The organism is Trebonia sp. (assembly GCF_049794275.1).
Taxonomy (GTDB): Bacteria; Actinomycetota; Actinomycetes; order Streptosporangiales; family Streptosporangiaceae; genus Trebonia.
Map to the genome: position 1 here is coordinate 1 of NZ_JBARCR010001314.1, position 2297 is coordinate 2297.

The window sequence follows — 2297 nt, forward strand, 5'->3', positions numbered from 1 at the left end:
CTTCGAGGCCGGCTTCGCGGACGCCGACCTGGCCGCCGCGGCGCTGGCCCGCGGCGTGAAGGTGCAGCCGCTCTCATGGCACAGCCAGCGCCCGCAGCGGCCGGGGATCGTCCTGGGGTATGCCGCGAACACGACGGCCGACATCGAGGAGGGCGTCGCCACCCTCGGCCGTGCCCTGCGCGGGCTGGGCTAGCCTGCCAGGTCGCGGATCTTCTCGATCAGGGCGACCCGCTCGGCGTGGGTGCCGGCCATCGGGGTGACGTTGAGGGTGGTCACGCCGGCCTCCCTGAACGCGGCCAGCCGCTCGGCGACGTAGCCGGCCGGGCCGATCAGCGCGGTCTTCTCCACCAGGTCGGCGGGGACGAGGGCGGCGGCCTCGTCCTTGCGGCCGGCCAGGTAGGCCTCCTGGATCGTGTCCGCCTCGCTTTCGTAGCCGAACCGGCAGGCCAGGTCGTAGTAGAAGTTCCTGCCGCGGGCGCCCATGCCGCCGATGTACAGCGCGAAGACCGGCCTGGTCAGGTCGCGCAGGCCGGTGACGTCGTCGCCGATAGCCAGCGGCGCGGACGCGATGACGTCCAGCGTTCCCAGAGCCGGGTCTCGCCCGGCCTTGCCTTCGGCGAGCGGGGCGTCCCACGCGATCGCCGCCTTCTCCGGGAAGTAGAAGATGGGCTGCCAGCCCTCGGCGACCTCGGCGGCGAGCGCGACGTTCTTCGGGCCGAGCGCGGCGATGACGATCGGGATGCGCTCCCTGACCGGGTGGTTGATCAGCTTGAGCGGCTTGCCCAGGCCGGTGCCGCCCTCATAGGGCAGCGTGTAGTGCTTGCCCTGGTAGTCCAGCCGGTCGCGGCGCCACACCATCCGGCAGATCTCGACGAGCTCCCTGGTCCGGCCGACCGGCGCGTCGTACGGCACGCCGTGCCAGCCTTCGATCACCTGCGGCCCCGAGGTGCCGAGGCCGAGGGTGAACCGGCCGCCGGACACGAAGTCGAGCCCGGCGGCGGTCATCGCGGTCAGCGCCGGGGTGCGGGAGTAGATCGGCAGGATGCCGGAGGCGATCTCCAGCCGCGTGGTGCGCGCGGCGATGAAGCCGAGCTGGCTGACCGCGTCGAAGGAGTACGCCTCGGGCACGAAGACGATGTCCAGCCCGGCCCGCTCGAAGTCGGCCAGTTCGTCGACCGTCTCGCTGAACCCGCCCGCGTACCCGAGCATCATTCCCACGCGCATCGCGTTCGCCCTCCGGTTTGCCGCTGATCCTGCGCAGTCAATGTAGCGCGATCACGCGGTCAGAAATAGTTGCGGTCGCGGGCCAGGAGCAGCGCGGATTCCAGGTGCTGTCCGGCCAGGCCGAGCTCGCCGTGGTCTCGTGCTTCGCCCGCCGCTTCCAGCGCGGCCGTCAGGTCGCCGGGGAGCGCTTGCTGCGCGGGATCGAGAAGCTGCCGCGCGGCCGTCACCGCCTCGTCGGCGCGGCCGGCGCCGAGACGCACGGCGATCAGCGGGAACAGGTGGACCCACCGATAGGCGCCGATGATGTTAATCGTGGACGGCTGGTAGCTGGCGATCTGGTCCGCCAGCCTGATCACCTCGTCCGGCTGGCCGTCCTGCCAGGCGAGCCACGCTCGGCACGCCATAATCCCGGTCAGCGGGGTGCGGGCGTTCTCGGCCGCCGCGGCGGCTCGCGGGAGCAGGCGGCGGACCGCCTCCGTGTCGTGCTGGCGGAGCGCGGTCAGGGTGAGCGTTTGCAGGCTGACGGCACGCAGGAAGGTCTCTCCCATGCGCTCCGCCATGTCGTGCGCGTTCTCCAGCTGCCGCCTGGCCTCCGGCAGGTCGCCGCGCATCCACAGGCCCCAGCCGAGAAAGTGCGTGGCGTACCCGAGGTCCTTCTCCTCCCCGGTGTGCTCCGCCATCCGGAGGCTGCTGTACAGCCGCGCAAGGTCGGCGTCGTCGACCTGGAACCGGTTCCTGATCAGCCGCTGCTGGGTGAACAGCCGGTCAAAGACGTATCTCCTGGCTGGCGTGCCGTGCGCCTCGAGCACCGGCCTGGCCGCCTCGAGCACTGCCAGCGCCGGGTCCGGCTCGAAGCGCATCACGTGCATGTCGGCCCGGCCGTCGATCATCATCTCCAGCCACTGGTCGGCCGTCGCGTCGTCGCGGTCGCCGTCGCCGTCGCCGTCGCCGGGATGATCGCCGAGCAGCGCCTCGGCCGCGTCGAAGGCCGCCGTCGCCGCCTCGTAGTCCAGGCTGGTCAGCTCCAGCCGCCCGAGCCGGGTGTACAGGTGGGCGCGCAGCAGGGGATCGAC

Annotated in this window: 2 protein-coding genes and 1 pseudogene; 1 reads left to right on the plus strand and 2 read right to left on the minus strand. The window is 71.8% G+C overall.

Going from position 1 to position 2297, the window contains the following annotated elements; genetic code table 11:
- Positions 1–193, plus strand: a pseudogene (locus WA805_RS31810) (PLP-dependent aminotransferase family protein); the annotation flags it as partial.
- Here WA805_RS31810 and WA805_RS31815 read toward each other — a convergent pair.
- Positions 190–1224 (minus strand): LLM class F420-dependent oxidoreductase, encoded by a 1035-nt coding sequence (locus WA805_RS31815; RefSeq protein WP_425244194.1) that lies wholly within the window; start codon positions 1222–1224, stop codon positions 190–192. The pseudogene WA805_RS31810 and the gene WA805_RS31815 sit on opposite strands and share 4 nt — an antisense overlap.
- A gap of 59 nt (positions 1225–1283) precedes the next feature.
- The coding region (locus tag WA805_RS31820) for a hypothetical protein (RefSeq protein WP_425244195.1) at positions 1284–2297 on the minus strand (1014 nt) is incomplete at its 5' end.